Origin of the sequence: Nostoc sp. (assembly GCF_036917375.1) — a bacterium.
In the GTDB taxonomy this organism is placed as follows: Bacteria; Cyanobacteriota; Cyanobacteriia; order Cyanobacteriales; family Nostocaceae; genus Nostoc.
Window position 1 is genome coordinate 1 of the sequence record NZ_JBALDN010000119.1, and the last position, 25,685, is coordinate 25,685.

Below are 25,685 nucleotides of genomic sequence, written 5' to 3' on the forward strand. Positions count from 1 at the left end.
AAAAAGCCAAAACACAGAGGTACTGGACAACGAGTTGAAACTCCTAAATTTCATATCACTAATCAGTTTTTCAGCCTTAACTGAACCGTATTGGGCTAAAAAATACTTGCTGGTATTTCAATCTTAAATGTAACAATCTGGACATTATCCAAATAACTGTAATTTAACTATGAGACTTGGGTTAATTTTGATTAAGAAATGCTCATAGACATCAATTCTTCTGCTATGTCAAAGTTAGCTGTGACATTTTGCACGTCATCCAAGCCTTCTAGAGTATCAATTAACTTGAAAAGCGATCGCACCCGATCGGGATCGGTAACTTCTACACTATTACTAGGAATCCAGCGCAATTCGGCATCAGTTACCTTAAAACTTTGATTTTTGAGTGTCTGACTAAGGGTTTCTAAATTTCCAATATCAGTAAAAACCTCAGCCATCTCATCTTCAGTCATCTCATAAGACTGGGCACCGCCTTCAAGTGATGCTTCTAAAAGCTGTTCTTCGTCAACTACACCCTGCACAACACAAACGCCTTTTTGTTCAAACATCCAGCTAACGCAACCTGTTTCACCAAGATTGCCACCATTTTTACTAAAAGCTACACGCAAGTCAGCAGCAGTGCGATTGCGATTATCTGTGAGGGCTTCGATTAAAATCGCTACACCACCAGGGCCATAGCCTTCGTAGCGAATCGCTTCAAAAGTAGCACTATCGCCGCCAAAAGTACCTGCACCTTTAGCGATCGCTCGTTCAATATTATCATTGGGAATACTCGCAGCCTTAGCCTTGTCAACTGCTGTTCGGAGTTGAAAATTCAGCGCCGGATCTGGTACGCCGCTTCTAGCCGCAACGATAATCGCCCTGGATAACTGAGTGAAGGTTTTTCCCCTTTTTGCATCTACTACCGCTTTTTGGCGCTTAATATTTGCCCATTTACTGTGTCCTGCCATAATTTGAGATGATCGTAACTTTATTTAAGATTAGGATATACCTAGCTTTTGCCTGAATGCAAAGGTGCATTTGGTAAAACACCAACAGAATCACCCAAAGCAATCCAGCAGCACTGAGATTTGATTCTTAAGTGAGATGGGGAATGATGTAGTTTAATTACTTGCCGCGTCCCGTTTAGATCGCAAAAGGTTCAAGTTCCGTGTTATGCCACTCTTGTTCAAACCGTTCAGTAATCAACGGTCTGATGATAAACTTGGGCGGGCTACCATCCAGAACATCAATCCGCACACATGAATAAGGCAGTCGGTTCTGGAAATTGTAGTTATGACGGCCCACAAATAACGTTGAATCCGCAACTTTCCGAGTGGGTTTACCTGCAATCTCAGCAAAAGTTTCCATCAATTCAGTCCCTTCTCGCCTTTGATAGCGGGGACGATGACCGCTCCCACCAGAGATAATACAGTTGATGTGCGAGTCTGCAAATCCGGTGTCAGTTGTGCAAAGATGCTCTAAACAGTGAGCGTGACCGTTTAAAATCAAATCGACTATGGGACGTTCTTTAATTAGAGTACCAAGAGTTTCTGCCACTTGTTCAAATACCCAGCGCAAACGGTGACGAACCGCCAAAGTTTGTGCCTGATTCCACTTGGTAGCTTCTGTGACGTAGGGAGGATGGTGGAAAAAGATTACACGTCCGCGCACTTCGGAGTTATTCCAAGATTCGATTAGTCTGCTTCGCAACCATTCAAGTTGTTCAAAATCAATCGCAGGCATTTGATGAGATGCTAGTTGTTTTTCAATGTCAATTTTAATTTCGTTTATTTGGTCTAATTTGGCACTAAAGTCATCAAGTAGTTCCGCTTCGGTGGGTTTATCTGGGTTGAGGCGATCGCATATTCCCAAAATCTCCAATTCTTCTCGATCTATTTCCTGGCGACGCTTTTGTAATTCCCGACGGTAAATTTCCCCCTCTTGAGTTGCAGGTAAAGGTGATGGTGTATTAAAGGTATTAGAATCGAGTGCAAAAAAGTCAATCCCGCCGTAACGAAAGGTGTAATAGCGATTGGGTAAACGGGTAAACTGTCCAGGTTGATAACGCAAGCAGCGCCCTGTATCGGTCTTTGCAGTGTAGTGCCGATCTAAATGACGTTCTAACTCTTGTGGAGACATTGCCTGGGTGTAGTCCATAAAAGCCCGTGCATAGGCATTACCTTGATACGATCCATGCCAGCCAATCTCGATATCTTTATAGCGGAACAGGCGACGCAGTGACGATGTTGTGCCAGTAAATAAACGGTACATTAAAGGTACATCGTAGTAATCATGATTACCAAGGACTGGCAAGAACGGCAGATTAAACACCATGCGGTCATAAGGAATGCTTTTCGGGTTGTCACCACCGACAAGAAATTCCCGGTAAGGCTCAATAAAGTTTGTTGAATAATATTCTTGGGAACCCACCACATAGATGACATCGCCAGTATGCAACACAAAGTTGCAATCATTGCGGTGAGCCAGCATCAGTTCGGCAACTTTTCGTTGGGGGTGGTGTCGAGAATGAGATTTAGTGCCGGAATCGCCGATAACCATAAAGGAAAATTCTGGATTATCTTGCCTGCGATCGTCAATAACTAGACTGGTTTGGTCAATTCCCCGTTGCACAAAACTTGGATGCATCCACCGCACCCGTTCCTTCATCTTTTGAATTTTCACAGGAATCGGTGGATCGGAAATCAATTTCATGGCTGATAACTCTTGAATGCCTAATGCACACACCGATTGTAACGAAATATTTAATTGTCATTTGTCATTTGTCATTTGTCATTTGCTAATAGACCTCTTGCACGAATGCAAAACTAGCCCACCCTACGGGATCTTGCTACATCCCCCAACCCCTTCTCCCAATATTGGGAGAAGGGGAGACAATTTCAAAGTCCCTCTCCCAAGCTTGGGAGAGGGATTTAGGGTGAAAGCTCATTGATTCATGCAAGAAGTCTAATGTCTCATGCCCAATCTCCATCCTTAAGGCAAATTTTCCCGCAGTAATGCTCGAAAGCCTGCTTGTTGAAAATGCTCATCGGCAGTCAGTGCTTCAGTGATTCCGCTATATTGCATGACAATAAAAGATACGCAATCGACGAATCCCCATTCTTTCTCTGTTCGTTCGCGATATAGCTCGAAAGCACGTTCGTAAAGTTCCTGGGAAAGGGGGACAATTTCTACTTTCGAGTCTGCAACTAGAGAATTTAATAATATGATTGCCGCTTGACGATAAGGTTGTTGGGATAAGGCATTGCCAATTTCCAACATCACCGCCTGTGTTGTCACCAAACGAGTTTCTGCTGCTTGTAACATTTTAGCCAGATGTAAGGCTCGGTCATGCAAGCGATCGCTCGGTGCAGATAAGGCAATGGCAAATGATGTATCAAGAAAGACTTCAGAATGCATGAAAAGTTTATTTACTGTACAAATATTTATCTATATTGGCAGACCAGTCAGGCGGCCCTTCGAGGTTGAGCGATCGCGCCGTTTGCAAAAATGATACCGTTTCCTGTTCGCTGGGCGGTAAAATTTCAATACTGATTCGCACGCGGGTATTAATTGGCAGTGCGATCGGTTCAGCTGGATAGAACACTTGGCCATTAAACACAGCTGTGATTTTTTCTACCATTTTCCTTAGAAAGTTTTTCTAGTCTATCCTAAGCTGGTTGTAGTGATACGGGTAGGGTAAACGACCCCATAAGTAGTAAAGATACGTATACTTCTTTTACAAATTATCTCGATTTTTCAAAATTCCCTAAACCACTAGCTGAATTACACCCCACTGTCCATTTGTCAACCAAGAAGAGTCAGATTTTGCTACTTTCTCAATAACTTCTGGTTTTAGACCAACTGCTACTTCTGACTTGAGGGTGCGTAGAGCTACCATTGGCACGGGTAGGTAGCAGACTATATCTGCAATGTCGGTGGTAAGTTCCCAGTGACGATCGCCTAATAATCGGCGATAATTGGCATCTCCTTTAACTATAACCAAACTCGCATTGCCTAACTCGTTTTTAAGGGAGTTGGGTATTTCCCAAAAGGCTAAAGGCGATGTCCAAAAGTAATCTTCAGATAGTACTAAACGCCCTGATGCAATATTGTCTTGCAGTCTTTGGGTAAAGGATGTAAGTTGTTGATTTCCAGTAGCGGCTAAAAAACTTATTGTGTAATGTACATCCTTAATCATGGCATCAGATACAAAAGTCGGATGTGGCTTTAAGTGTAGGTAAACCCGATTAGCCAATCCGCTACTTAACAAAAAATCTACTAAACATAAATCACAAACAAGTTCAAAACCAGCATTATCTACAACAAAATCAATCCGTCCCCCTTGAGAATTGGTTAACAATTCCGTGACTTGGGAGGCATCATTTACTAAGATGTGAGCTAGTTGGGTTTGAATATCAAAACGACTGCGATCGCTCTCGGATGCTGACCATAAACTCAAGTCAACTCGATTTCCCCACAAAGCAAAATATAACAGTGCTATTAAAGCTGTTTGATTTGATTCTCCCTTCAGTTGGGAATTATTTAACCAATTGTTAGCCCGATCGCACAGTAGAATAATCGAATCCAGAGATACTTCTAAACTTTGAGACTTTTGTAACTCAAACGGATCGACACCTTGCGATACACCAGGGCGAAAATAATTGGTGATTTCTAGAATCAAACGAAAAAAATAAGTTTCGGCAAAAAACCAAGGAACATCTAGCCAACGCTGACCTTTGTATAATTCTAAATATGTATTCCAGGCTGAGAAATCTACAGCAGTCTTCTTTAAAAGAGGTTGCACATATCCTGCTGGCAATTCTGTAGCCAGGTTTTCTAAGCTGGTATTAATTTCAGACGAGAAATTATTTTCAGCAATAACTTTGCGAGCGATCGCAGGCATTCGTTGAGTAACTGTATACTCAGTAAAAGAACCAACTTCTGACCCCAAAAGAGACGGTGGTATGGGTAATTTGGGGATGTGGGATATATTCACCACAAACTTTGATTCTCCTTATATTTTCAGTTATTCTAACGCTGTGTGCCACTTTCTTTCAAACCCAATCAACTCAAAAGCGCAACAAATCGACGAATAGCTGCAAACAAAGTATTTAATAAAGTCAGAAAAGTATTATCCCAGACGCGATAAATCACCGTCAAGACGAAAGACTGATTATTAGACTTCTTGCATAAGTCGGGAAAAGGGGAAAGGGGAAGGGCAAAAGGTTCTGCAAAAGTCCCTTTCCCCTTTAACCTTTACCCTTTTCCCCCTCTTGCAAAAAGCACAAATGCCAAGAGGTCTATTGTAGAGACGGCGATTTATCGCGTCTAAAGTTATAGGGAGATGCGGAGATTGATTCCAGCACTCCTAAATTGTCTAGAGTGAATCATTAATATCGCCAAATGATTTCATCTGTAACTCGACTGCGTTGACATAACCTCGATCGTTTAAAACTTCCGCCGATAACTTATTAGCCTTAATAGCAGCCTGAACCACATCTTTCCCAGTCAAGTATCCGGTTTGGTATTTGAATAACAAAGTGCCGTAACTAGGAATACCCTGCTCTTTTAAATAACCTTGATAAGCTAGAAAGGCAAGATTAAAGGGTTGCAGATATTTACTATCTGTAGGATTTTTACGTAAAGTATTTGAGTTGATATTTGTATTTATTTGTCCATCACCATTAGTAGTATTAACTGTTTGAGCACCAGCAATTCCAGGTATAAAAGCCATAGAAGCAATGATAAGTGCAGAATTGAGCAAAGTTGTGAATTTCATCATTTTATCCTTTGTAGAGATTAATTATTGTTTTTAATTAATAGAATCTTCTTTTTTTGTAATTTCAAGCTCTTATGATTAGATCATCATGTTTGTTTTTTTTATTACTTACAAATTTGAGTTAGACAATTCCCTAAAATTTTGAACACTAAGCTTTTAAGAGAATTGGTACAGGGTAAAATGGAGTATTTTGGAAAAAAACTGTAATTGACAAAATGATATAAGCTACACCTCACAAGTCTAGAAGTAACTTAGCTCATTAAAAATTACCAAAACCCATCATGTAATAGGCAATAGAAGCAGTATCAAAGGTTTTGAGATAATTGCCATTCATGGAATAGCTAGGAGAAGTTTCAGAGTTGACGGCTGTGTTTATTGATGGACTATTGTGATTCTTGGCTTGATGAAGGCAAGTGCTTTTAGGCATAGAGTTAATCCAAGCAATAATGTGTGCAGAATTAAGTGAATTTGTGAATTTCATAGAGTTATCCTCAATTAGAACAAAATGCAGTTGCAATCAGTATTCTCTAGTAATAGAGTCCACCATTTTATTAATCTCAAGTTTTTAGGAGCAGTTCATCTGATGAATTGATTTGTTAATTACCCAAACAGGTTAGTCAAATTCACCCAAATTGGATAAATTGAACATTGAAAGAAGGTTTAATCAGAATTTAAAGAATGCAAATATATGCTAAATAACATCCTTAGATGGCAAGCATTTATCTAAGGTGCGTTAGCCTAGTCCACCACAGGCATCGCTCAAATATTTAGATATTTTTTGCTCAAAGCGATTAACCGAAATATAACTTTGTTTTGACTAATAAACTTTCCATACCAATATGCTAGAAAATCTTTATGATGTAAGCAAATGCTTTTAATTTTCAAATCGATAAATAAAAGTGATTGTAATTAATATCTAGAGGGAAATTCTGTAACTCATTGCCTCTTCGTAGCATCTGAACTATTTTGGCAGCGTCACAGGTTCCAGAAATTCACTACAAATAAGCTGATACTGTAAAAATGTTATATGTATAGTTTATTTACAAAGTCATTTATGCCGAAAGCAATTTGGAATGGAGTTGTTTTAGCCGAGAGTGATAATACTGTAGTTGTCGAGGGAAACCATTATTTCCCTGTTGACACCATTAACAAGCAGTACTTTACTGAAAGCAACACCCACACTACTTGTCCTTGGAAAGGTGTTGCCAGTTACTACAGTATCGAAGTTGAGGGGCAAACCAATAAAGATGCTGCTTGGTATTATCCCAGCGCAAAGGAGAAAGCTAAGAATATTGAAGGTTATGTGGCTTTCTGGAAGGGTGTAAAAGTCGAGGCTTAAGAAAGGTTCCTGGAATTATTTTAGTTTCAGGTAATTGATATTATGTCCGACTAACTGCCCATAAAATAATTAGCCTGCACAGACGGGCTAATTATTTAAACTATTTTCTTTAGGAATTGATTTTAATACGTAATTATACCTTCGCCTTACGAAATACTACTTGCTTTCTCTTCACCAGCCAAGCCAGACTAGCAGCAAGTATAGTACCAGCGATCGCACTTGGTTCGGGTACTGGTTTCGATATAATAGCACCAGGCTTCAATATCAAAGTATCAGAGTTAAGAGTTAGAGTGCCTGCTGCTCCTGAATTATTGCCACCACCGTTAATTTGCCCAGAATTGCCACTGGTGCTAATGGGAATCGTTACCTGGCTGCCAGTCACAACAACGCTATCGTCGGCTGTAACAGTTAAACTACCTGCTGCTCCTGAATTATTGCTACCACCGTTAATTTGCAGGCTCTTAGTAGAGATAGTTAAATTGCCGCTAGAACTAGTTAAATTGTCGCCAATGGTGATCCTACTGAGAGCCGTTACATTATTATCACCAATTCCTGTTAGTCCACCATCGATCGCTAAATTCTCGCTGCTGATAGTGCTATTGATAAGTGTTAGGTTACTATCTATATTCACATTGCGGCCGCTGATGGTGCTATTAGTAAACGTTAGGTTACTAGAATTGTAAGCGTTGATATCACCAGCGATCGCAAGCCCAAAAAATGTAACATTCGCGGCGTTAATGTCAAACACGGGAAAGTGATTATTGCTACTGATGGTAAGTAAGTTAGCACCTGGGCCATTAATAGTGAGATTTTTTGCGATCGCAAGTGCCCCACTTGTCAGTGTAATTGTACTAGGATTACTGCCCAATAAGAACTCTACCACATCATTGTTACTTGCACTGTTGATCGTATCTCGCAACGAGCCAACGCCATTGTCATTGAGATTGTTCACCGTCAAGGTAGCAGCTTGTGCTGATTCCACTTGCATTATCACCCAACTCAGAGCAACGACTGTGGAAATAGCTTGAGCAATAGCCTTTTTTTTATTATTTTTTGTCACCTAAAACTCCTCGGATTAATTTTTCAAAATTAAACAAAATCTCGGATATTAATCTTACATTTTTTAACTAAATATTAATCATCTTTATTGACTATTATTTGTTGGTTTTAGCCATGCAAAAACCTGCGTAACCGTTAAATTAAGTTGCAAAAAGTCAGGTACAGGCAAGACTTCATCTCCATTTATGTCTATAGGTTGCTGCCCTGGCAAAAATACTAATACTAAGCGTTCATTGGGATCGAGCAACCATCCTAATCGAGTACCGTGTTTTAGACAGTGAAGAATATTTATAATTACCTTGGTTGTATTCTGTTCTGGTGAAAGAATTTCAATTGTCCAATCAGGATAAATACCAAAGGTATTTTCAATTTCACCATTAGCATCAAAGGGAATGCGTTCCCAAGCAAATACACTCACGTCTGGTACAATCGAACGTCCGCCAAATGTACAGCGTAATTCTGGAAAAGCCAAAGCAATTTCTTGTTCTTCGGCAACTTGGCTAATTGCGTTACAAAGTTTTAGTTGTAGCCGAGAATGTTTGCCTTGTGGCATTGGTTTCTGGTAGATACGACCATCGATAAATTCACTAGCAGGTTCTGTTTCTGGCAGTTTGAGGAACTCTGCTAAGGAGATTGGTTTGTGCAGCGTACTTGTCATAGCTGTGCAAATGCCATATTTGATTGGAATCTTAGCATTTTCTGTCTTTGAATTTTAAGGAGTGAGCCTATTCTCCTTGATGTTGCTTACCTGAAAATAGCTGTAAGCTGTGGTTAAGACTTGTATCGATAAGTTTTGCTTAAGCTGTAGTAACGATCGCATAAGCTTTGTCACAAATAGATAAGCATTCTGAACAAAACAACTTGTGTTGTTAACGAACGGACAAGTTTTTGTTACTAACGGATAAGCATTCGTAACGAAACAACTTATGTTGGTAACGAATGACAAGCTGTGGTAGCGACAACAACTTTATTCCTAACAACAGCTTCTGCGTTGGTAACAAATAGACAAGTTGTCGTTACCAGTTCCTCTCCAACGGGCGAGAGGAATAGTTTTGCGTAGTAAAACCAGGGAGAGGTTTCAATAATTTACTCTAATTAGGCAGTTACAAAATGAGCCGTTGAACTCACGTTACGTTAAAAAATTGACCATAATCAAAGCTAACCATATTGACAACGGCTAGATATTCATCAGAGTATTTAATTAAATTAACGGTTATCAAAGTAATTTTTACTAATAAAGTTAAATCCGTTGACTAGCTAGCATTGAAAGACCGCTATCAATACAACTCATAATTGTAAGCCTTCGTGATTAAATTTCCTAATTACGAATTACAAACGGGACGCAGGTTTGAAAGCAAAAATTTTTTGTGAGTCCGTGCAGGCAATTAGTGTTTGTCTAGCTGCAAATTCCATTTTTTACCAAGGCTCACGAATACTCAATCACTACAAACACAGGAGAAAATCATGGTTAATTCATCATTGAATCTCTCTGACCTCAACGGTATTAACGGCTTCACTATCAACGGCATCTCGAGCTTTGACTTTTCAGGTTGGTCTGTTAGCAGTGCTGGAGATATTAACGATGACGGTTTTGACGACCTGATTATCGGGGCATGGCAGGCCGACCCTAACGGCATATTGTCAGGGCAGAGCTACGTAGTATTTGGCAAGAGCACAGGCTTTAACCCCACTTTCAATCTCTCAGACCTCAACGGCACTAACGGCTTCGCTATCAATGGCATCAATGCTGGTGACAACTTAGGCAGGTCTGTCAGCAGTGCCGGAGATATTAACGGTGACGGTTTTGACGACCTGATTATCGGGGCATCAAATGCCAAACCCAACGGCAATTATTCCGGGCAGAGCTATGTGGTATTTGGCAAGAGCACAGGCTTTAACCCCACTTTCAATGTCTCAGACCTCAACGGTGCTAACGGCTTTGCAATCAACGGCATCAATGCTGGTGACAACTCAGCCAGGTCTATCAGCAGTGCAGGAGACATTAACGGTGACGGTCTTGACGACCTGATTATTGGGGCACCTTATGCCGACCCCAACGGCAATTATTCAGGGCAAAGCTACGTAGTATTTGGCAGGAGCACAGGTTTTAGCCCCACTCTCAATCTCTCAGACCTCAACGGCGCTAACGGCTTTGCGATCGACGGCATCGCGGGGAGTGACGATTCAGGCAGGTCTGTCAGCAGTGCTGGAGATGTTAACGACGACGGTATCGCTGACCTGATTATCGGCGCACCTTATGCTGACCCCAACGGCGAGAGACCAGGGCAGAGCTACGTGGTATTTGGCAAGAGGACAGGCTTTAGCCCCACTTTCAATCTCTCAGACCTCAACGGCGCTAACGGCTTTGCAATCAACGGCATCGCAACGTTTAACAACTTAGGCTATTCTACTAGCAGTGGCTATTCTGTCAGCAGTGCTGGAGATGTTAACGACGATGGTATCGCTGACCTGATTATCGGCGCACCTTATGCCGACCCCAACGACATATTGTCAGGGCAGAGCTACGTGGTATTTGGCAAGAGCACAGGCTTTAGCCCCACTTTCAATCTTTCTGACCTCAACGGCGCTAACGGCTTTGCGATCGACGGCATCGCGACGTTTGACTTTTCAGGCTATTCTGTCAGCAGTGCTGGAGATGTTAACGACGACGGTATCGCTGACCTGATTATCGGGGCATGGCAGGCCGACCCCAATGGCGATAGTTCAGGGCAGAGCTACGTGGTATTTGGCAAGAGCACAGACTTTAGCCCCACTCTCGACCTTTCTAGCCTTGACAGCACTAACGGCTTCGTTATTAACGGTATAGCAGAAGGTGACAACTCAGGCAGGTCTATCAGCAGTGCCGGAGACATTAACGGTGACGGTTTCGCTGACCTGATTATCGGGGCACCTTATGCAGACCCCATCGACATATCGTCAGGGCAAAGCTACGTGGTATTTGGGGGAAAGAATATCGGCACCACAGAGCTGTCGGGAACTGCTGGGAAAGATGCTCTTTTTGGCACAATTGGCAACAACATCATCGACGGCACAGCTGGTAACGATACTCTAACAGGCAACGGTGGTGAAGATAAGTTTATTATTCGCTCTGAGGATGGCAATGACATTATCACCGATTTTGCTGGTATAGGTAAAGGCTCAAACCCTGCGCCAGAGGTAATTCTCAATGTTGATACACTGCAATTTATCGGTTCAGAATTGACTGCCCAAAATCTGCAACTAACTCAAAATGGCAACAACTTAGAAGTCACCTTTGAAAATGTGGCTAACACCAAAGTCACTTTGCAAAACTTCCTCTTAGAAAACCTGGATAATCTGCCAGCAAGTCCTTCCAAATCTGCACTCGGCAATGTTCTATTTAATGACCAAACTAGAATCACCGACAGTTTTGATGTAATTAATGCCAACTCGACTCAAACCAGCATTTGGAACAAAAACACTGTCACCTTTCTGAATGACTTAAATAATAACATCGCCGGTTTTGACAACTCTAATGATGTGATTAATGGTCAAGGGGGTAATGACATCATTAATGGTAATGGTGACAATGACTTGCTGCGGGGTGGGTCAGGCGATGATATTCTCATCGGTGGAGAAGGTAATGATACTCTTGCGGGTGGTGTAAACAATGATATTCTTGTTGGTGGCGCGGGTGCTGACACATTTCTTTACAACACCGATGTTGCTTTTGTTCGGACTGATATTGGTCAAGACGCGATCGCTGACTTCAACAGTTCCGAAGGTGACAAGATTGTACTGGAATTGACTACCTTTAGTGCTATTACCTCTGTTGCGGGAACAGGTTTTAGTAACAACAGTAATTTTAAAATCACCAATTCACCAGAGATTAGCACAGCGAAAATTGTCTACAACGCTGTGAGTGGGGAATTATTCTACAACCAAAATGGCGATGCCGTAGGTTTTGGTAGCGGTGGTCTATTTGCGACTCTAACTGGTGCACCAACTCTTACGACATCAGATTTTGTGTTGCAAGCATAGTTCGTCTAAAACACCGAGTTCCCAGCTAGGAAATTAGGAAGTAGCAATTGTCAATTTTTAATTAGAAGCTGCCTGTTCTGCAACCGAATGAATTATTTCCTCCAGCGTTTGCAATAATTCTTGCTCGTTATAAGGTTTAGAAAAGTAAGCCCGCGCCCCCAATTGCATAGCTAGTTGCCGATGTTTATTGCTACTACGAGAAGTCAGCATTGCAACTGGAATATTTTTTGTATCCACATCTGAATTTACCTTACCTAAAAATCCATAACCATCAAGGCGAGGCATTTCAATATCGCAAATTACTGCCTCAACTTTCAATCCACTATGAAGTTTTTCCAAGGCATCTTGACCATCTTTAGCTTGCTCTACCTGATACCCTCCTTTTTCAAGAGTTAGAGCTAAAAAGCGGCGTACATTAATCGAATCATCTACGATTAAAATTGTACCTTTCTGCTTAATAGATGCTGCTGACATTTTCTCTTCATCAAATATCAGGAATGGTGTTTTTAATCTTGCTGATGGTAATTGAGTACCTCTAGGAGTCTTTTTATTTGTAGCAATCCAATACAGTAACTCATTAACATTAACTAGTGGTACTACTCGACCATCACCGAGAATTGTACAGTTGCTGAAGCCTTCAGGTAAAGGTATATTTCCTTCAACTTGGCGAATCGCAACTTCTTGTTCGCCCCAGCAACGATCTATTTGGATCGCGACTGGCTGATTATTACCTTTGACTACTAACACACTGTTAGTACTAATGGCTGCCGGAATTTCTAACTCTGCGCTATCGTAGCGTAGGCAATTAAACTCTAAATAACGAGTTAAGCGAATCAGTGGCAGCATGGTTCCTTGCCAATTTAAAACTTCGCTACCAGCCATTTCAAAAACTCGCTCGTCTTGAAGCAAAGATATTTCTGAAATGACATCTGTGGGAAATGCTAATAGAATTTTATTGATTTCTACTAGCAGAACTCGTGCAACGGAAAGTGTAAACGGTAGTGATAAAGTGAAGGTAGTACCAACTCCTGGTTCCGTATCAACTTTCACATCTCCTCGAATTAGTTTGAGGTTGTTGCGAACCACATCCATACCGACACCGCGACCAGATAATGCTGTGACTTGTTCGGAGGTGGTAAAACCTGGTTCAAAAATTAGTGATAATAGTTCTTCATCACTAGCATTAGCGAGTAGAGAAGCATCTAATCCCATAGCCAAGGCCCGGGTGCGAATTTTCTCCAGAGAAATGCCCCAACCATCATCACGGATAGTAATGATGGTGCGATTGCTGCGGTGAGTAGCTGTAATTTCAATTAATCCTTGTTCTGGTTTTCCTAAAAGGCGACGCGTGGCAGAGTCTTCGATTCCATGATCGAAAGCGTTCCTTAACAAGTGCATTAAAGGTTCGTTTAAAGCTTCTAAAATGCTGCGTTCAATTAAAGTATTGCCACCTTCAATTTTTAACTGGACATTTTTGCCATACTCGACATTTAAATCGCGTAAAGCTCTGGGAAAACGTTCTATTAAATCGGACAGCGGCCGCATTCGGATGTGATTTAGCTTTGTCTGTAATTGTTTCGATGTTTTGTTGAGTTTACGAGCAATATGGTCTGTATCATCTACACTGAGTTGCACATCTGTTGTGACTTCCTGTACTTGAACAATGGTTTCCATAACTTCCTGCGATCGCAGGTTTAATTCGTTATAGCGATCCATTTCTAAGGCATCAAATTCTGTGTTTATACCTTGTACTTGGTGGCCATTTTCAGCTTGTAGCTGTGAGGTAGCTTGAGTGGAAATTTTGTCGGAGACTATACGTAATTCCTGGTTTTCGCGGTCGAGAACTTGGACTCGCTGGTTGAGGTTACGAACGAGTTTGCGTAATCTTTCTAGTTGTGAGTTTAAGCCATTTCGCTGAACAATCAGTTCGCCAAATAAATCATTAATTTGCTCTAGCTGTTTGCTAGGAACTCGGACGCTATTTTCATGAATTTCTCTTTCTTTAGCAACGGCAACTGGCTCTCCTTTGCCTTCGCTCAATTTGGCATCTGGAGGATTCTCTTCTTTAGCAAATATTGTATTGTGTTCGGTGACATTGACAGCATTTACATCGTCGGCAAATTCTGCATCTACAAATGTAAAATTGGCTGCGATACCTGCGGTGGGCTGCGCCAACTCTTCATCTTTAACCCAAGTTTCTGGAGTTATCTCTGCTTGCCAAACCCCTGTTGACACTACTTCTGTGTCGAGGACATCTGTGGGGAGAAGTTGTGGTATCACTTCTGCCGGTAATAGCGGCAGGAATTGCATAGAACTACCCAAATAAATTTCTGTAGGCAAGTTATCTAGCTGATTTGTCAGCACCAAAGCTTGCGATCGCCGCCATGCTTGTAATGCTAACTGGGCAATTTCGGGAATGCGATCGCTACTAACAGTTTCCAAATGCTGCGTTACCGACTGACAAAGCTTGCTAAAAGCTGGCAACTGGAGCATTTCTCCCAAACCGCCTAATTCAGCTGCCAAGATTGCAATTTCTTCAGGCAATCCGGCTTGTTCGGTATCTGCCAATATAGATTCTAGACGTTGTAAACACTCTTCTACTTCTGTAGCAAATAGCAAAGGGATAACGTCTTGCCCGTCCTCTGGGGATAGCATAGTTGAGGCATCTTCTGGGGTGGGGTCGCCCAAGCGATCGTGCAACTCATCGAAGATGGGATAACAAAAAGTTGCTAACCACTGATCTTCGACAACATTCCCTTCTGCAAGCAATTCGACAATTTGACGCAGCCAGTCAACTCCAGATAGCAATAAACTTTGCAACTGAGTATCAATTTCTAAAGAATTTTTTTTAGTTTTTAAAACTTTAAAGGAATCTTCCAGACGGTGAGATAAATCACTTAGCGATTTAAATCCCATCATCCCCGCACCACCTTTAATAGAATGAGTGGCCCGGAGTGCAGCATTGATTTTATCCAAATCGATGCGGTTACTAGTATCGATTTCCAGCAATACCCCTTCTAAGGTATTTAAGTAATCTGTTGCTTCTTCCAGAAACTGCATCTGGATTTCTAATTCTTTGTCTTGTAGCATGGTTTTTGTCCTTAGTCATTGGTCAATCAATTTTGGATTTTAGATTGCGGATTTTAGATTTTTATTTCAATCCAAAATCTAAAATCTAAAATTTGCATGGTCATTCGTCATTCATCACTAGCAAAGGACAAAGGACAAATGACAAATGACAAACTTAACTAACTTTGAAAGCCTCGACAGTCTCTTGCAACTGCTGGGAAATATCCACAGTTTGTTGCAGAGATTCAGAAACTTGGCGAGAAGAATCGCTGCTACGTTGTGATATAGCAGCGATATCTTTCATCAATTGGCTAACACTTTGTGATGTTTCAACCTGAGATGCAGTTGCGGTGGAAATCGACTGCACTAAGGAGTCAATTTGAGAAGATACATCCAAAATTTCACTCAAACTTTGTTTAGCTTCCTCTACAATGCGAGTACCTTCTACCACTTGGGTAGTGCCTATTTCCATTGCTTGCACTACTTCACTGGTTTCTCGTTGGATATTTTCAACAATTTGTTCAATTTCTTGGGTTGCGGCGGCACTCCTAACTGCTAGTTCGCCGACTTCTTCAGCCACTACGGCAAAACCTTGACCTTCTTCACCTGCACGTGCTGCTTCGATGCCGGCGTTGATGGCAAGCAGGTTAGTTTGAATCGCGATTTGATTAATCAACGAAACCACGCGAGAAATTTGTTGCGAAGACTCTCCCAAACGTTTCACTTTCTTAGCAGTTTCACCCACAGTTTCCCGCAAAGAGAGGATATTTTGTACTGTTAAATCCATCGCGTGTCCACTGTTGGTGGCGGTGTGAGCCGCATGGTTAGCAATGAAGGCAGCTTTTTCGGCACTTTCGGCTACGGCTTTCATGGATTGGGTCATTTGGTCAACAGCATCAAGGGTGCGGTTGATTTCGGCAGCTTGGGTTAGCGCTTCCTCTGCTAGATGGCGGATGGCTCCTTCGTTAGAGCCAATGGCACTATTTACATGGATGGCAGCTTGTTTAACTTGGGTAACAATATCCCGAAGGCTTTCTACAATGGAGTTGAAGAAGTCGGCAACAGTACCAATTTCCCCAGCAGTTACGTCTGCACGCACTGTCAAATCGCCTCTGGCTGCGCCTTCTACGTCATTGAGTAGTTGTAAAAGTTGTTGTTGTAGTGTTTCGTCTGAAGCACTTACGGTTACATTTCTGACTTTTTCTATCTCTTCTAATAACTTGGCTTGTTCTAAGGCATAGCCGACTTGAGTTGCTATTTGTTGAAACAAGTCAATTTCCGGCTGTTGCCAAACACGAGGAGTTTCGCAATGATGAGCAATTAATAAGCCTAAAAGTTTTTCTTGGGTAAGAATCGGTACGATTAAATGACCTTTGACAGCGAATTTTTCTAACAGTTGGATGTAACCGTCGGCATTTTTCAGGCTTTGGTCTTGATGAATATTGGCAACTGCTTGCACCTCTCCATCGCGATCGCTTTCTAGATAATGTTCTCGAAAATAGGGGTCATCAATTTGCACTCCCAACATTTCCGGCCAATTACCAGTTACCAATTCCGCAACGACAACGCCAGTCGAAGTACCTGGATTTAGACTATAAATGATTACCCGGTCTGTTTTGAGGATTTGCTGAACTTCTTTGACTGCGGCGTGATAAATATCTTCAGTTTTAAGAACTTTCCGAATCCGTAGGGTAATATCTGCTAGTAATTTTGTCCCTTCAACGTCCAGTTCCTGTTGCTGTTCTTTAACTAAGACCTGCAATTGTTCAGCCATCTGGTTGATATTTGCACTCAATACCCCTAATTCGTCTTCTCTTTCAATTTCCAGACGGGTATTAAATTTACCTTGACCTAACTTTGCTAATGCCGCAGTGGCATTGAGAATTGGCAGTGTAGTCAGTTTAGCTAACCGAGATGCGATCGCACCCACAATCAAGGCTGTTAGTGCTGTGCCGATGGCTATAGTCCACAACAATTGTCTTTGCGGCTCAAATACAGTTGCGGTGTCTGTAGCTAAAAGTACCTGCCAGTTTAAATCAGGTAAACCATCTATCGTACTAGCTGGTACATAGCTAACTAGTTCTTGTTTTTTGTAAGTTTTGGGAACTTCTATAAAACTATTTACCTTTTTGGCTGCTAGCAGTTTAGGTAAATTAGAATACTCTCCCTTGGCCTCTTTCCCCAATAATTCTTTTTGAGGACTCAAGAAAACTGTTCCCGAAGCATCAAGCAAATGGTATTGTTGTCCGTTGGCTGCGTAGTTTTTGGTAACTTCCTCTAAAGATTTTACAGGCATACGTGCTTGTACCACGCCAATAGTTTCACCCGTTCTTGTCTCTTTCACAGGTGCAGCTAAATAAATACTTACGACACCTGTATTTTTTGCTGCTTCCGGTTTGCTGATGACAGGAGTATCTTTTTGTAAAGCGTCTTGAAAATAGCTACGGTCTTTTTGATTTTCCAGGGGTTCGCCTGTAGACTGGACAATCAAGTTACCTTGGCGATCGAAAACAGCAATACTGTCATAAGCTTTGTAGGCTTCGACAACCCGATCTAAAACTGCTTGTTTTTCTTGAGTACTAATACTAGCTTGAGAATTTGTCAAAAATAGCAAGTTTGATATTACCTGAATATCACCGTAGCGTCCCAGCATAAAGCGGTTAACTTTATCACTCAAGCCAGTGGCTTCGGCTTGTTGAGATTGGGTAATTTGCTTAGTAATAGATTTGTTGGCCAAACAAAAAGCGATCGCACCGATGCCCAAAACTGGTATTGTACCGATTGCGATCGCTAAAATAGTCGCTTTCTTAACTAATCCCAGCCTTGTAAAATAGGCAATACCCTGATTCGAAGAATTATTCACACTTTTATTAGTCAGCTTATTTGGTAGCTTTACTACAGTTCCAATAGCTTTTTGAGATGAAATCAGCGATGCTCGATTTTGAGCGCTATTACCTTGATTCGTGTTTGTTTTATTAAACATAAAATTAGTTCTCCTAAGTATGTGAATAAGAACACTAAAAAGCTGTTTTTAGTAGTAAACCCTAATCACTGCGGAGAATAGAAGATTGCACAATCGCCTGTGCATCTAATACCAGTAAGATTTCTTCCTGTTGCACAACGCACCCACATAAATAAGGAACTAAACTGGATGTCACTTGTCCTATAGGAGAATGAATATCATCAACTATAAACTTGGTTGTACCTTTTATTTCTTGTACAACTAATCCCAACACCAATGATTCCACTTGGATAACGATCGCATTATATTGTCGCAGTCGATAATCTAGGGATTCTAAATTGAGCATTCTTGGTAAATCAACTACCCAAATTATCCGACTCCGCCAATTCATTAATCCTAATATGCAAGACGGCATATTCGGCATTGACGTAATAGATTCAACAGGCACAAGAATTGCTTCTTGCGTATGCTTCATTGATAAAACAGCAGTTGTTTGTTGATTTAGCTGAAACTTTAGATAAGTATCTGCTAAATTATTCGGGATTGGTTTTGAAGAAAGAGTAATGTTTGTACTAGTCATTGATTCAAATTACCACTGATTTAATAGTACGTAGGAGATGTTCGCGGGTGTAAGGTTTAGTTATATAAGCATCTGCACCTTGTCTCATCGCCCACAAACGATCGATTTCTTGATTTTTAGAACTACAAACCACAATCGGCACTTTTGCAGTAATTGGATTCCTTCTCAGAGAACGACACAATTCAAATCCGCTCATTTCTGGCATTACTACATCAGTAACGATCGCATCTGGTTTTTCTAACACAGCTTTTTCTAAACCCTCTTTTGCACCACTTGCTTTAATTACGTTGTAACCACTTTCTTTGAGATAATGGCTCATTAATTCCAATTCACTGGGAGAATCTTCTACAATCAAAATTGTGCCAAGCAAAGTCAGGCTCACTATTAAATCTCCTAAAAAAATAAATTAAACATATTTTGTTATTTTTATTTGCCTTGTTTCAATCAGCCAAGATGCTTAAAAACCATTTTTAGCAATTCTGATTGTGTAAAAGGCTTAGTCAAATATCCTGACGATCTGACCATTTTAGCCTTTGCCCTGTCGATAAATCCTGTTCTACCAGTCACCATAACGATCGGTATATTTTTAAAAGCTGAATGTTTACGTAATAATGAACATAGTTCATAGCCATCTAAACTTGGCATTTCAACATCTAGCAAAATCAGATCGGGCTTACTCCGGAGAATTTGCATTAAAGCTTTGACCGGATCGTTGATCGTCACAACTGAAAATGTGTTTTCATCCAAAAAGTGTTTGATAGAATTCAAAACTGTTTGGCTATCATCAATGCAGGCAATTGTATATAGCTTTTTGCCAACAGGTGGCTGAGTAATTTTATTATTCTCAGGAATATCAAAATTGATTGGGATTGGCAATTTTTGCCCAAGCTTTATTTGCAAGTGTGGCAAAACTTGAGCCGATTGTGTTGTAGACAAAACTTGGGAATTCCCACCAGCCGGAATTGATGACTGAATATTTTGCCGATTTCGTAATTGCTTTTGACAGTGTTCAACAAGTAACCGTAAATCCAGGTGACAGAACTTTGGTAGTTCATCCAAAGAGCTTTCTGGACTGAATTCATAGCTACCTTCTTTTAAACACAGAAATGATTCCATTACTTCTTTTGCCAATTCGTCTATCAGGCTTCCTGCTTGTACAGAGGTAATATAGTCCTGATTTACTAACCAACAAATAGCTTGGTAATCTGCATTTGGTATTGATTGATGTTCATTTTTCGTCTCAAACATCAGCCGCATCTGTACGCGAGTGGCGCTGTTGAGAGCAGGAATTTGCTGACTCAAACGCCGTAAGTGACTGTCAAGGCGCTCAAATAGTTTATCTGAATAGGAGGCATAAGTAAGTTTACCGTCCTCTAGATAGATTGACCAAGAAACTATCCCGGTAAATACGCTTAAGCAACCCGTAGCACGCCGACTTGTTAATTGTGCCAACAGAGATAGCGGATGTAGTTTCTGGAACAACCTGTAGCTACCTATAGGAGTTGTGCTCATTTTGCTTTTACTTCAGCTAAAATTCGATACGTGTAAGCTAAATTCGTGTAAAGTTATTCCACAATCAAAATCAAGTAAAAAGCATTAAACTTTTGGATTTTAAAGTACATCTGTTTACATCTAGGTTTGTGGTGAAACTCAACGATAGTAGCGTTATTTTCAGATGAGCAAATCTTAGTAAATTCGTAAATTGTGATTAATCTACTTAGTGTTACTGAGATTTATCAACATCTTTCGAGAAATAAGACATAAAAATGTCAAGACTAGATGAAGCCACTTTCCATTGAGTAACCCCTATCTGACCACAGAAATAATACTGATTTTATTGATGGCGATATCTTTTAACTTCTGTATTTACACTTAAGCAAAATTTATTTTTTAAACAAGTAAGGACTGAATGAAGCCACTTTGCATCGAATAACTTCAAGTTGACCACAGTAACAATACTTATTTATTGAAAGCAATAAATGTATTTTTTGTTATTTGCATTTAAGGACTTAGATGAAACAGAATGCAAAACTTATTTTTTGCAGAGTGTTTTACGCCGAGAGTAGGTACTGAAAGTTCTCGGAATGGTACGTTATGCCTCGAACACATCCTACCTACGAAAATTGTAGGTTATTAAATCCACTAGGACTTATGCACTTTTACACATTTACTATCATTTTGAGAACAGACTTATTAAGTTAAAACTCTTTCCCTGTCTTGTTTACAGGCGCATTCTACCACAAAAAAATTTTCAAATATCCTCTTATATAGCCGTAGTCACACAGGTTAGGACATTTGGAAAAGGTGAATGCTAGAGTTAGCAATAGTTTTACCTCGTGCCTCCTGCCCGGTTGTTGAGCGTAGTCGAAACACTGCCTCCTGCCTCCTGCTATATTTGAAGCTGTGTTGGCGAAATATATTTTTATTTAAGCAATATTTAAGTAGGTTGGTAACTATTCTTGAACTTTAACTCAAGTATAAGTACCAGCCTAGATAAGGCAATTTAATTTATCAAAAGTGCGGATGAAAGGACTTGAACCTTCACTCCTTTCGGAACTAGAACCTAAATCTAGCGCGTCTGCCAATTTCGCCACATCCGCATCAGTTTATTATCATAGCATAAGAAATTATTTTTGAAAATAGGGAATGGGGAAGAAGCAGGGGAGGCAGGGGTAGATTAAGAAGAAATTCTTACTGGGGGCAATAGAAATAATAAAAAATTACATCTTTCCCCTCTGCTCCCTACCCCTCTGCCTCTTCTCCATGCCCCATAACCAATTACATAACTGCAACACGAGGCAGACGATGCTTGAATCCACAGAGAATTTCCCAAGAAATTGTGTTTAATTGTTTTGCCCAGTCGTCCGCTGAAATTTGTTCTTTTCCCTGTTCTCCTAGTAAGGTGACTACTTCTCCTTCTTGGATATTGGGTATGGCACTTACATCGAGCATTAACTGATCCATTGTAATTGTGCCAATTTGCGACACCCGCTGACCGCGAATTAAGACCTGCATTTTGTTGGAAAGACTGCGAGGAACGCCGTCAGCATAGCCAATTCCTACAACAGCGAGGCGAAGTTCGCGCGGGGCAATAAATTTATGCCCGTAGCTAACAGCTGTTCCTGCGGCAATTGTTTTAACTTGGGTAACTCTTGCCTTGAGTTGCAAAACGGGCTTGAGATCGATCGCATTTTGTAAATGGGTTGCTGGATAAAGTCCGTAAACAGCTAAACCTACACGCACCATATCGTAGTGCAATGCCGGATTTGTGAGTGCGGCGGCTGAGTTTGCCAAGTGCAAACAGGGTACTTCAATTCCCATTGCTTTGATTTGAGCGATCGCATCCTCAAATCGTTTATGCTGTTCTTCCATTACCGTCGGATCGGGATCGTCTGCTGTCGCCAAATGCGAATAAATACTGGCAATATCAAGATGCGGTAATCGCTGCACTAATTGCACAAATTCGCCAGCTTGCCGCCAATCAGTTCCCAATCTAGACATTCCTGTGTCTAATTTAATGTGTACGGGCACTGGAGAACCATGATTCATCGATTCTAAGGTATCAGAAAATACTAATGCTTGTTTAGGGCTACAGAGTGTGGGCTGAAGTTTCCATTGGGCGATCGCATGAATCTGCTCTAGTGTATGAGTTGCCCCTAAAATCAAAATCGGCGCTTGAATCCCACCTTCTCGCAATTGAATAGCTTCTGGAACTGTAGCCACTCCCAGGCAACTAGCTCCCGATTGGATGGCAATTTGGGCGACTGTTACTGCTCCATGTCCATAGGCATCAGCTTTTACTACTGCCATCAACTGAGTACGCGGCGATAAAAACTGCACCAATTGCTTTACATTGTACGACAGCGCCTCTAAATCAATTTCTACCCAAGCTCGTTGCGAAAACCACGCGTAGGTATCGCACTGCTGATTAGGAACTACACCAGGGATTTGTTTGCGACTTAACATTTGTACTGACTCCTATCCCGCCACGGCTAAACTTGCAAATTATCTATCTATACACGCTCCTAAAAGCGAGATCAGATTAAATAGGAAGTTTAACCTTCAGATTGGAAATGATACAAGATGTTGCGGCGCTCAAGTAAAAGTTATGAGGTATGAGTTAGAAGTAAATCTTATGGATCGACTTTTCACTCCGTTCTTCTCTACAAAACGTTGCGTGATTTCGTCAGTCTAAGTAAGAAGTGATAAATTTGACTTTCCAACTCCTAACTCATAACTTAATTTTCAAATTCTTCCAAAAGTATAATTTCTTCTCATCTCCCTAGCAGGGTGTATTTGTGTTAATATATTGTAAAACTCATACCCTGAGCGCAAATAATGGGGAAGGTTTTAGTCTTAAACGCCTCTTACGAACCTCTCAATATAACGAGTTGGCGTCGTGCTGTAGTTCTTTTAATCAAGGGCAAAGCAGAACGCGTGGAACACAACGGTAAATTTCTGTACACGGATTTCCCGTTGCCGACCGTGATCCGGTTGCGTCATTATGTACGCGTTCCTTATAAAGAAATCCCTCTAACTCGCCGAAATATATTGCACCGTGATGGTCATGCCTGTCAATACTGTGGTTACACAGGGGATGAATTGACACTAGACCATGTAATACCGCGATCGCGCGGCGGAGGCGATACTTGGGAGAATATTGTTACCGCTTGTGTCCGTTGCAATGTCAAAAAAGGCAGTCGGACTCCCCATGAAGCTCACATGCCTTTGCGTCATCCCCCGCGCCAACCTTATAGCAGTCTCTATTTCGAGGTCAGCAAACATCTTAAGAGTGGACTGCATACAGAGTGGCAAAAGTATGTTATAGGTCTTTGAGCAAAAAACAGAGGAGCAAAGGAGAAAGGAGAAATACCCTCTTTCTTTGAGAGATAGCCAATAACTTTAGTTCTGAGCGTTAAAAAATTGGTGGCTATAGGCTTGCAACGAAGGTAATTGCATCAATTATCAAGCTTTTAAGTTTGTTGTATGTATATAGAGTTTCCCCTTTGCTCTTTATTTCCCTTGTATTTTGCCCTTTTCCATTGGAATTTACTCTAAATTTTCAAAGGGGATACAAAACAGACGTTATTCATCAAAAATAATTGTTAATTGCTCAATAGTCACAATAATGAGAATATTAAGCATAAGAATATTTCAAATATCAAAGACTAATTCTAAAGTATAAGATAGGAAGTATACCCTAAGTTAGATAAAAATCTCCCTGATTGAATTTACGTAAAGAGAACAAAACTCCTAAAACATATTTATGCTGCCAGATACAGCCCGACTTCCTAAACTTCCTTGCTGTATGCCCTTTAGTGGAAGTTAGTTGATTGTTAAGCGCTGTTACTGACAAGAAATATACTTAGATGTATAGTGCAATGTCTTGAGATTTTTGCGAAGATCGTAATTAATGTGGCTAAATTCAGGGAATTGCTGCTCGTAGTATTTCTGAATTAAAGGAGCCTCACACTTTAAAAAAGTTCCCTATGTACTTTAATTCTCCCGTTACTCAGTTTGAGAGTTTGTCATTGACCACAGAGCCAAACCCAGAGGAACCTGAAATCGAGAAAGCGCCAGTGGAAGTTGCATTTAAGAGTCCATCATTACCGCCATCGGTAGGTGATGGAGCTATATATCTCAGTAACCGTGGTAACTCTCTGGCACAACAAAAGTCAGAAGAACTGCAAAGAACCCTTTTGGCACACCGACACGATCGCCAACTGGTAATTTTGCAAGATTTTCCTGACCCTGATGCCCTTTCTTGTGCCTGGGCTTATCAGTTAATTGCCCAGCAATATGATATCAAATGTGAAATCATTTATGCTGGCGCATTGAGCCATCAAGAAAATATTGCCTTGGTAAGGCTGACTAATTTACCCATCCAACGCTGGACAACCCAAACCTTAAAAACCAAAGATTTGTCATCTTATCAAGGTTTTGTATTAATTGACAACCAGGGAACCACTTCGCAACTACTGTCAGCGGTGCAGCAGGCTGGAATTCCTTTAGTGGTACTCATCGATCATCACAGCATCCAAGGCGATCTGCACTCAGAGTTTGAGGATATTCGTCCTTATGTAAGAGCGACGGCAACCATTTTTACTCAATACCTCCAAACAGGATTATTAGCATTAGATAGCAGCATAAATCAACATGTCAAATGCGCTACTGCCTTGATGCATGGCTTGCGATCGGATACAAGTCGGCTCATGCAAGCGCAAGAAGAAGACTTTATGGCAGCAGCGTATTTAAGCCGATTTTATGACGCTCAACTGCTGAATGCCATTTTACAGGCCAACCGTTCCAAGCGGGTAATGGATGTGATCGAGCGATCGCTGAAAAACCGCATCGTCCAAAATAACTTTTCCATTGCCGGTGTTGGTTACTTACGCTATGAAGACCGTGATGCCATCCCCCAAGCGGCTGATTTTCTCGTTACTGAAGAAAACGTGCATACCGCTGTAGTTTACGGCATTGTTCACGATGAAGACGATGAACTGGAAATAGTCATCGGCTCCCTGAGAACTAGCAAACTCACGCTTGACCCCGATGAATTCATCAAAGAAGCCTTTGGACAAGATAGTGCAGGGCGCTTTTTCGGCGGTGGAAGAACAAGCGCAGGCGGCTTTGAAATTCCGATGGGCTTCTTATCTGGCAGTAACGAAAATTCCGCCTATGCGAAAATGAAATGGGAAGTATTCGACGCTCAAATTAAGCAAAAACTGCTGAGGTTAGTTAATCCGAGAGATAATCCGATTCAGTCGGAGTAGAGACATATCAAGGAGACGCGGAGAACTCCTAACTAATGCAGCAGTCAAAGTGTTTATTCAGATAGCATCCCTTCCCGATTTTTGATAAAAGTCGGGAATTTGGGTTTTATGAGGAATGCTGA

General features: G+C 41.1%; 19 protein-coding genes and 1 tRNA gene. 4 read left to right on the plus strand and 16 right to left on the minus strand.

From position 1 onward, the window contains the following. Nucleotides 1-191: 191 nt before the first annotated feature. The 7 genes from V7K45_RS32600 to V7K45_RS32630 form a co-directional block, all read right to left on the minus strand. Nucleotides 192-950: a YebC/PmpR family DNA-binding transcriptional regulator gene (locus V7K45_RS32600; RefSeq protein ID WP_335010107.1), complete on the minus strand. Its 759-nt coding sequence runs from the start codon at nt 948-950 to the stop codon at nt 192-194. A 175-nt stretch (nt 951-1,125) separates the two neighbouring features. Next, the gene (locus V7K45_RS32605) at nt 1,126-2,694 is read right to left on the minus strand and encodes a metallophosphoesterase family protein (protein ID WP_335010109.1); all 1,569 of its coding nucleotides are present in this window, start codon (nt 2,692-2,694) and stop codon (nt 1,126-1,128) included. 279 nt (nt 2,695-2,973) lie between these two features. Beyond that, the gene (locus V7K45_RS32610; RefSeq protein ID WP_163936993.1) at nt 2,974-3,399 is read right to left on the minus strand and encodes a type II toxin-antitoxin system VapC family toxin; all 426 of its coding nucleotides are present in this window, start codon (nt 3,397-3,399) and stop codon (nt 2,974-2,976) included. 7 nt (nt 3,400-3,406) lie between these two features. Further along, on the minus strand, nt 3,407-3,622 hold the full coding sequence (locus V7K45_RS32615; protein WP_335010111.1) for a hypothetical protein: 216 nt from the start codon (nt 3,620-3,622) through the stop codon (nt 3,407-3,409). 126 nt (nt 3,623-3,748) lie between these two features. Beyond that, complete coding sequence (locus V7K45_RS32620) at nt 3,749-4,978, minus strand: damage-control phosphatase ARMT1 family protein (RefSeq protein ID WP_442942097.1); 1,230 nt, start codon at nt 4,976-4,978, stop codon at nt 3,749-3,751. A 381-nt stretch (nt 4,979-5,359) separates the two neighbouring features. Beyond that, complete coding sequence (locus V7K45_RS32625) at nt 5,360-5,764, minus strand: hypothetical protein (RefSeq protein ID WP_335010115.1); 405 nt, start codon at nt 5,762-5,764, stop codon at nt 5,360-5,362. A 256-nt stretch (nt 5,765-6,020) separates the two neighbouring features. After that, complete coding sequence (locus V7K45_RS32630) at nt 6,021-6,242, minus strand: hypothetical protein (RefSeq protein ID WP_335010117.1); 222 nt, start codon at nt 6,240-6,242, stop codon at nt 6,021-6,023. Between the two features lie 573 nt (nt 6,243-6,815). On the opposite strand from V7K45_RS32630, the gene V7K45_RS32635 reads away from it, so the two are divergent. Next, a complete protein-coding gene (locus tag V7K45_RS32635) occupies nt 6,816-7,100 on the plus strand; it encodes a DUF427 domain-containing protein (RefSeq protein WP_099101420.1) in 285 nt (94 codons plus the stop codon). A gap of 133 nt (nt 7,101-7,233) precedes the next feature. Here V7K45_RS32635 and V7K45_RS32640 read toward each other — a convergent pair whose 3' ends face one another. Together V7K45_RS32640 and V7K45_RS32645 are read right to left on the minus strand one after the other, a co-directional pair. Beyond that, complete coding sequence (locus V7K45_RS32640) at nt 7,234-8,160, minus strand: PEP-CTERM sorting domain-containing protein (RefSeq protein WP_335010119.1); 927 nt, start codon at nt 8,158-8,160, stop codon at nt 7,234-7,236. 84 nt (nt 8,161-8,244) lie between these two features. Further along, a complete protein-coding gene (locus tag V7K45_RS32645; protein WP_335010121.1) occupies nt 8,245-8,817 on the minus strand; it encodes a Uma2 family endonuclease in 573 nt (190 codons plus the stop codon). An 806-nt stretch (nt 8,818-9,623) separates the two neighbouring features. Here V7K45_RS32645 and V7K45_RS32650 point away from each other — a divergent pair. Then, nucleotides 9,624-12,179, plus strand: coding sequence for a hypothetical protein (locus V7K45_RS32650; protein WP_335010123.1), 2,556 nt, complete (start codon nt 9,624-9,626; stop codon nt 12,177-12,179). Between the two features lie 57 nt (nt 12,180-12,236). On the opposite strand, the gene V7K45_RS32655 is transcribed toward V7K45_RS32650, so the two are convergent. From V7K45_RS32655 to alr, 7 genes are all read right to left on the minus strand, one after another. Beyond that, a complete protein-coding gene (locus V7K45_RS32655) occupies nt 12,237-15,269 on the minus strand; it encodes a hybrid sensor histidine kinase/response regulator (RefSeq protein ID WP_335010125.1) in 3,033 nt (1,010 codons plus the stop codon). A gap of 154 nt (nt 15,270-15,423) precedes the next feature. Beyond that, a complete protein-coding gene (locus V7K45_RS32660; RefSeq protein ID WP_335010127.1) occupies nt 15,424-18,231 on the minus strand; it encodes a methyl-accepting chemotaxis protein in 2,808 nt (935 codons plus the stop codon). A gap of 61 nt (nt 18,232-18,292) precedes the next feature. Continuing rightward, complete coding sequence (locus V7K45_RS32665; RefSeq protein ID WP_335010129.1) at nt 18,293-18,790, minus strand: chemotaxis protein CheW; 498 nt, start codon at nt 18,788-18,790, stop codon at nt 18,293-18,295. A gap of 4 nt (nt 18,791-18,794) precedes the next feature. Beyond that, a complete protein-coding gene (locus tag V7K45_RS32670; protein WP_069071198.1) occupies nt 18,795-19,172 on the minus strand; it encodes a response regulator transcription factor in 378 nt (125 codons plus the stop codon). Between the two features lie 62 nt (nt 19,173-19,234). After that, nucleotides 19,235-20,302 carry a response regulator gene (locus V7K45_RS32675; protein WP_335010131.1) on the minus strand — a complete coding sequence of 356 codons (1,068 nt, stop codon included), beginning with the start codon at nt 20,300-20,302 and terminating at the stop codon, nt 19,235-19,237. 1,006 nt (nt 20,303-21,308) lie between these two features. Next, nucleotides 21,309-21,390 (minus strand) — tRNA-Leu (locus tag V7K45_RS32680). 178 nt (nt 21,391-21,568) lie between these two features. Beyond that, nucleotides 21,569-22,756, minus strand: coding sequence for an alanine racemase (alr, locus tag V7K45_RS32685; protein WP_335010133.1), 1,188 nt, complete (start codon nt 22,754-22,756; stop codon nt 21,569-21,571). A gap of 372 nt (nt 22,757-23,128) precedes the next feature. Between alr and V7K45_RS32690 the strand changes: the two genes are divergently transcribed. Together V7K45_RS32690 and V7K45_RS32695 are read left to right on the plus strand one after the other, a co-directional pair. Beyond that, the gene (locus V7K45_RS32690) at nt 23,129-23,626 is read left to right on the plus strand and encodes an HNH endonuclease (RefSeq protein ID WP_094349059.1); all 498 of its coding nucleotides are present in this window, start codon (nt 23,129-23,131) and stop codon (nt 23,624-23,626) included. A gap of 653 nt (nt 23,627-24,279) precedes the next feature. Further along, nucleotides 24,280-25,563: a DHH family phosphoesterase gene (locus tag V7K45_RS32695; protein ID WP_335010135.1), complete on the plus strand. Its 1,284-nt coding sequence runs from the start codon at nt 24,280-24,282 to the stop codon at nt 25,561-25,563. The last annotated feature ends 122 nt before the right edge of the window (nt 25,564-25,685 follow it).

Bases quoted from the DNA above. Each gene is read 5' to 3' on its own strand.
- V7K45_RS32600 (WP_335010107.1), bottom strand. From the start codon at position 950: ATGGCAGGACACAGTAAATGGGCAAATATTAAGCGCCAAAAAGCGGTA.
- V7K45_RS32605 (WP_335010109.1), bottom strand. From the start codon at position 2,694: ATGAAATTGATTTCCGATCCACCGATTCCTGTGAAAATTCAAAAGATG.
- V7K45_RS32610 (WP_163936993.1), bottom strand. From the start codon at position 3,399: ATGCATTCTGAAGTCTTTCTTGATACATCATTTGCCATTGCCTTATCT.
- V7K45_RS32615 (WP_335010111.1), bottom strand. From the start codon at position 3,622: ATGGTAGAAAAAATCACAGCTGTGTTTAATGGCCAAGTGTTCTATCCA.
- V7K45_RS32625 (WP_335010115.1), bottom strand. From the start codon at position 5,764: ATGATGAAATTCACAACTTTGCTCAATTCTGCACTTATCATTGCTTCT.
- V7K45_RS32630 (WP_335010117.1), bottom strand. From the start codon at position 6,242: ATGAAATTCACAAATTCACTTAATTCTGCACACATTATTGCTTGGATT.
- V7K45_RS32635 (WP_099101420.1), top strand. From the start codon at position 6,816: ATGCCGAAAGCAATTTGGAATGGAGTTGTTTTAGCCGAGAGTGATAAT.
- V7K45_RS32645 (WP_335010121.1), bottom strand. From the start codon at position 8,817: ATGACAAGTACGCTGCACAAACCAATCTCCTTAGCAGAGTTCCTCAAA.
- V7K45_RS32650 (WP_335010123.1), top strand. From the start codon at position 9,624: ATGGTTAATTCATCATTGAATCTCTCTGACCTCAACGGTATTAACGGC.
- V7K45_RS32655 (WP_335010125.1), bottom strand. From the start codon at position 15,269: ATGCTACAAGACAAAGAATTAGAAATCCAGATGCAGTTTCTGGAAGAA.
- V7K45_RS32660 (WP_335010127.1), bottom strand. From the start codon at position 18,231: ATGTTTAATAAAACAAACACGAATCAAGGTAATAGCGCTCAAAATCGA.
- V7K45_RS32665 (WP_335010129.1), bottom strand. From the start codon at position 18,790: ATGACTAGTACAAACATTACTCTTTCTTCAAAACCAATCCCGAATAAT.
- V7K45_RS32675 (WP_335010131.1), bottom strand. From the start codon at position 20,302: ATGAGCACAACTCCTATAGGTAGCTACAGGTTGTTCCAGAAACTACAT.
- alr (WP_335010133.1), bottom strand. From the start codon at position 22,756: ATGTTAAGTCGCAAACAAATCCCTGGTGTAGTTCCTAATCAGCAGTGC.
- V7K45_RS32690 (WP_094349059.1), top strand. From the start codon at position 23,129: ATGGGGAAGGTTTTAGTCTTAAACGCCTCTTACGAACCTCTCAATATA.
- V7K45_RS32695 (WP_335010135.1), top strand. From the start codon at position 24,280: ATGTACTTTAATTCTCCCGTTACTCAGTTTGAGAGTTTGTCATTGACC.